The following is a 6,000-nucleotide window of genomic DNA, read 5'->3' as shown; positions in this document are numbered from 1 at the left end:
CGCCTTGCCGGCGTGCCACTGCATCCGGACCGCCAACAGCCCAACTGCGATTCCCTCCAACACGACAGGAACTGAATCAAAAGCATTTACTGGTTCGCAAAAATTCCCAACCGCAACCATCCCCCCCGATATTCCCCACCGCTTCACAGGCATACGGTGTCCCACGAACGGGCAATCAGGAAGTAGTAATAATTTGACAAAATCCCATTCATATTTGTTTCGACATGCCATCCTTGTTTGATTATAGTATCCCCTCGTGTTCGATGGGTCCCTTGGGTTCATTGCCGAGTCCATCGGAAAGCACCCGAGGAATCCACGGTTGTTCCGTCTTTCCCTTGCAGAGAAGCGAGGGAGGATACAGAGGCGCTGGGGGAAAGGGAAAGACGGATCTTTTTTTATTATATTTTCCTGAATCAGGCATGAACATGAATTCCATTGCGCGAAGATTTCTGATCGGCATCATTCTGCAAACGGTCCCCGTCATTCTGGTCGCGGCGGGAATTTTGGTGCATCTGGACCGGAGCGAAGCGGACCGGCAGTTGCGCGAGCATACCGCGATCATCTCAGGCTTTGCCAAGGCAACCCGGGAGTACGTCAAGGAGATTCTGCGTCCCACCCTGGCCCGACATACCGATGCCTTCATCATCGAAGCCCAGTCGAGCACCTTCATCGTCAATCGGATCTTCGATATTTTCAACCGGGAGTTTCCCGAATACACCTACCGCCAATATGCGGAAAATCCTCTGAATCCTGCCAATCGAGCCAATGAATTCACCCTGGAACTGATTCGGAATTTCCGCGAGAACCCCCGGCTTGAACAATCGAGCGGTTATCATCGTCGCGGCGACCAGGATTATTACTTTCTGGCAACCCCCGAGAAAATGGAAGAATCCTGCCGTTTATGCCACGGAACGCCAAAGGATGCGCCACCGGAACAAAGAGGGATCTATGGAGAGGATCACGGATATGACTGGCCTGTCGGCGACATCGTCAGCGCCACCATGATCCAGGTTCCGACACGCCCGGTCCTGGAATCGGGACGCATCCGCGACATGATCCTGGGAGGATCGATCCTCCTGTTCTATATCCTTCTGACCGCGATCTCCTTTTTCATGTTTCGCGTCCTGGTCGTGCGCCGTTTGGATGCGTTCGCCAAGACGATGGAACGCATCAGGGACAACCCCATGGCGGGCATCAAACTTCCCGAGACGCGGCAGGATGAATTCACCACCATGGCCCAGGCGTTCAACGGCATGGCCGATGCGGTGCGGAAGACGACCTGGGAATTGGATCTCAAGGTCCGGGAAAGGACCATGGAACTGGAGGAACGGATCATGGAACAGGAACACTCCAGACAGGCCTTCGAACGATTGGCGCGGCAAAACCAGTTGATCCTCCAGGCGATCAACGATGGAATCTATGGCGTGAATTCCCAGGATGAAACCACGTTCATCAACGATGCCGGGGCCGCCCTGCTCGGCTGGGAAGCCACGGAGCTGATCGGCAAAAATCCGCATGCGTTGATGCACCATACCCGAATCGATGGTTCGGTCTATCCTCCCCGGGAATGTCCCGTCTGTCAGACCACCAGGGATGGACAAACCCGAAGCCTGAGTCATGACCTTTTCTGGCGCAAGGATGGATCCTCCTTTCCGGTGGAATTCACGGTCACCTCCATTCTTGAAAATGACGTACCCCAGGGGGCAGTGGTCGTCTTTCGCAATATCAGCGAGCGACTGAAAACCGAAAACCTGAATCGACAATTGCTTTTGTTGCAACGGGTGGTCAATTCCATCCACAAGATTGCCTACGAACCTTTGCCGCTCGCCCGGCAACTGGAAGCGGCACTGGAGGTCATTTTGACGATCCCCTGGTTTTTCAATCAATCCAAGGGGGCCCTGTTTCTGGTCAACCGGGAGGAAAACATTTTGGAGATGGTGGCGCACAAGGGATTGGATGAACTGTTGTTGATCCGTTGCGCCCGGGTCCCCTTTGGCCAGTGTCTCTGCGGTCGCGCCGGGGAGACGGATGCCTTCGTCTTCGCCGGCGGAATCGACGAGCGGCACGACATCCGCTTCGAGGGGATGCAGCCGCATGGCCACTATGTCGTGCCCCTGCTCTCGAATCAGGGGGCCCTCGGCGTGCTCAATCTTTACCTGGATGCGGGTCACCCCTTCGACGAAAACGAACAGGACGCCCTGTTCACCATCGGCCACGCCCTGGCCCGCCTGATCGAAAAACGGCGGGCGGAAGAAAATCTGCGCATCAAGAATGCCGAACTGGAAGAAAAAGTTCGGGAACGGACCATCGAATTGCAGAACAATGTCAAATCATTGCAGGAATACCAATTCCAGCTCATCCAGTCCGAACGGATGGCGGCCCTGGGCGGCATGGTCGCGGGCGTCGCCCATGAAATCAACACCCCGATCGGCATCGGTTTCACCTCGGCGACCTATTTGAAGAATCAGACCTCCCTGTTCCGGAAACGGGTCGCGGCCAACGAGCTGACCTACGAACATCTGAACAATTATCTCGATCTGGCCACCGAGTCCTCCGACCTGATCGAGGCCAATCTGCGGCGGGCGGCGGAACTGATCAACAGTTTCAAGATGGTGGCGGTAGACCAGACGAGTCAGGAATTGCGTTCCATCGACCTCGGGGGATACCTCCATGAAATCCTCCTCAGTCTGCGTCCCAAACTGAAAAATACCCATCATGTCGTGGACATTGTCTGTCCGGAAAAACAAACCCTGGCCACCCGACCCGGTTCGATTTCCCAGATCGTGACCAATCTGGTGATGAACTCCCTGATCCATGGCTTTGAAAACATGGATCGGGGACAAATAAGGATCGAGGCCTCCCTTCAGGAGGATGAGGTCCTCCTCATCTACCAGGACAACGGTCGGGGAATGAATGCCGACGCCGTCAAGCGCCTCTACGAACCGTTCTTCACCACACGACGGGGACAAGGGGGAAGCGGACTGGGAATGCATGTGGTGTACAACCAGGTGACCCAGGTACTGAAAGGGTCGATCGCCTGTCAAAGTGCCATCGGCGAAGGGGTTTTGTTCGTGATTAAATTTCCCGGAACACCTGGCGACAAGCGAACGGATGGCCTTCGGGGGGGAGACAAAAGTTGATGAAGACAGGAAAAATCAACCTGGACATTGGCCCGTCCCAAGGGGTCATCCCTGGACGGACAGGACGGACAGGACGTTCCGACATCCCATCATGGAAAATCATCATCATCGACGATGAACCGGATGTCCATCAGGTCACCCGGATGATTCTCAAAACCTTTTCCTTCGACGGTCAGCGACTGGAGTTGATCAGCGGGTATTCGGGCGCGGAGGCGATGGAACTGTTGCGGCGGCATCCCGATGCGGCGGTCGTCCTGCTGGATGTCGTGATGGAAGAGGAAGATTCGGGGCTCAAGGTGGTTCGTTGGATCCGGGATGTGGCGCAAAACCGGTTTGTCCGGATCATCCTGCGCACCGGTCAACCGGGACAGGCCCCCGAGGACCAGGTCACGACCGAATACGACATCAACGATTACCGTGAAAAGGCGGGCCTGACCGATACCTCGCTCGCCACCTCCCTGATCTCCGCCCTGCGCTCCTACCGCGACATCCGCGCCCTCGACCGGACCCGGAATGGCCTGGAGAAAATCATCAAGGCCACGGGAAACCTGTTCGATGTCCAATCGCTCGACGAATTGGCGGCGGGAATACTCACCCAATTGACTGCCTTCTTCAACCCGGAAGGTTCGTCCCATGCCTCGGGCCCGGTCGAATGTTTCGTGGCGGCCCAGGAAGATGGGGTATCGTGCATCCATGCCGCCCTGGGGACCCATGCCCTCTTCATCGGAAAACCGGTGGAAGACGTGGTCACGCCATCCGTTCTGGAATTGATCGAAGAAGGACGAAAATCCCGCGGCAACCAATATCGCGACCGGGCTTATCTTGGCTATTTTCTTTCACGCAAGGAAAAGGAACACCTGATCTACCTGCAATTGGAGCAACCCCTCTCGAAAGCGGACCATGACCTGTTGAACATTTTTTCGCTCAACATTGCCGCTGCCTTCGAAAATTTGGCCCTGAACAAGGAGATCATCAACACCCAGAAGGATGTCATCTTCGTCCTCGGGGAGGTGATCGAGGCCCGTTCCGGGGAAACCGGACATCATGTCCGCCGCGTGGCCGAATGTTCCCGTCTCATGGCCCGACTCCTGGGCCTTGCCCCCCAGGAAATCGAACTCCTGTGGCTTGCCTCACCCATGCACGACCTGGGAAAAATCGGTATTTCCGATACGATCCTCAACAAGCCGGGTCCACTGACCGACGAAGAGTGGCACATCGTCCGGCAACATCCCGAAATCGGTTCCACCGTCCTCCAGGGGCAAAAACGCGAAGTGTTCCAATCGGGAGCGATCATATGTTCGCAACATCACGAAAAATGGGACGGCTCGGGATACCCGCGTGGACTCAAGGGCGATGACATTCATATATTCGCACGCATTACCGCCCTCATCGATGTATTCGACGCCCTGTACCATGCCCGGGCCTACAAACCCGCATGGTCCCTGGACCGGATTCTGCAACTTCTGGCGGAAGAAAAAGGGCGGCATTTCGAACCCAGGCTGGTCGATCTTTTCATGGACCACCTTGACGCTTTCATCACGATCCAGGCCAAATACTCCGGGTAGAGCCGAGTTGACCTCCGACCCTCCGGGGGGGGGGACCTGGGCAGCTACCTTTTTCCAAGACATGAACCCATGACAACCAGGAATCGGCAAGCCATGCCGCCCGGCATCGAACCCGCGAACGTCGAAAACATCCCCACCCGGTCCCCTCCCTGGATTACCTGGCTGGTTGCGGGACTCGTGTCGCTCGCCGCCTGCTGGGCCTCCACGGGAACCCTGGCCCCCTATGCCACCACCTCGCGCACCCCTTTGGAACTCCCCTGCGGGTACCTGGCCAACATCGATCACTTCGTCCATCGGCAACCGTTTCTGATGCTGGAGGGAGCACCAAAGGAATACTGGCAATCGGCAATGCTGTTGCGACGGATCCTCTATCCACTCATGGCCTGGCCTCTGGCGGAAACCTTGGGATATGAAATTGGCGGCGTCGTGACCAATGTCCTTCTGACTCTTCTGACGGCGGGAATTTGGATCGGATTCGTATACCGACGCTTCGGCCTCGGGGGAAGTATCGCTTCGGCATGGTTGTTGGCGACCTATCCGGGAATCGCCTATTGGGTCGGACTCCCCTACAGCTACGCCACCATCGTCCCCGCCATGCTCCTGGCAGGAATCCTGCTCTGGTCAATGGCCGAAAACCCCATGACGCCAAAACGGTTGTTTCTGTCAAGTTCGGGAATCGGCATCCTGTTTACCGCCTACGATGGCTTACTGACCATCCTTGTTCCCGCGGTGTGCTGGATATTATGGCGTAACGGTCGCGGACGCCTCCTGCCACTTTCACTCCTCGGACTGCTCTGGCCGCTTCTTTTGACCCTGGCGGTACTTCGTTGGGGCTTGCACAGCGGCCTTCACAACACCAACTCCCAATCCTACGGCCTGATCATCGAAAGCTGGGCCCGCATCGGCGCCTCCTGGCCGGAGGTCTGGTCCAGGATCACCGAACTGCCGCTCCTGACGGCGCAAATGTTTCTGTTCAGCAACTTTTCATTCCTCCCCATGGCCTTTCTGTTGGTTTTCCTGCTCATGCATCGGTATCCGGGAATGCGGCTGCATGTGGCGGAAGAGGGAATCCTGTTGGCGACGGCGGCATTCTTTCTTTTTCTGAATCTGGCCCCGAACTACCCCGGCTGGCAAATGCGGGGGGAATGGATCGCCCGCATCTATCAACCCGTCTTTGTGGTTTTCATTCTCTATCTGTCCCGCAGCCTGGGGCCGGTCGCCTTGGCGGAAGTAAACCGCCGACGTCTCGTCATGGTCACGGTTGCCCTGACGGTCCTGGCCAACGGCTGGATCGT

General features: G+C 56.6%; 2 protein-coding genes. Both read left to right on the top strand.

Going from position 1 to position 6,000, the window contains the following annotated elements:
• Nucleotides 1-419 precede the first annotated feature (419 nt).
• Nucleotides 420-3,140 carry a DUF3365 domain-containing protein gene (locus HQL76_12380; GenBank protein MBF0109963.1) on the top strand — a complete coding sequence of 907 codons (2,721 nt, stop codon included), beginning with the start codon at nucleotides 420-422 and terminating at the stop codon, nucleotides 3,138-3,140.
• The gene (locus HQL76_12375; GenBank protein ID MBF0109962.1) at nucleotides 3,140-4,705 is read left to right on the top strand and encodes a DUF3369 domain-containing protein; all 1,566 of its coding nucleotides are present in this window, start codon (nucleotides 3,140-3,142) and stop codon (nucleotides 4,703-4,705) included. The genes HQL76_12380 and HQL76_12375 overlap by 1 nt, the downstream gene beginning before the upstream one ends.
• Nucleotides 4,706-6,000: the final 1,295 nt, after the last annotated feature.

This window comes from Magnetococcales bacterium (assembly GCA_015228815.1).
GTDB lineage: Bacteria > Pseudomonadota > Magnetococcia > Magnetococcales > UBA8363 > UBA8363.
The sequence above is the reverse complement of the archived record's forward strand: the minus strand, read 5'-3'. Positions and strand labels throughout refer to the sequence as shown.

What these genes read in the sequence shown, in the direction of transcription:
- HQL76_12380 (MBF0109963.1), top strand. Translation starts at nt 420, where the DNA reads ATGAACATGAATTCCATTGCGCGAAGATTTCTGATCGGCATCATTCTG.
- HQL76_12375 (MBF0109962.1), top strand. Translation starts at nt 3,140, where the DNA reads ATGAAGACAGGAAAAATCAACCTGGACATTGGCCCGTCCCAAGGGGTC.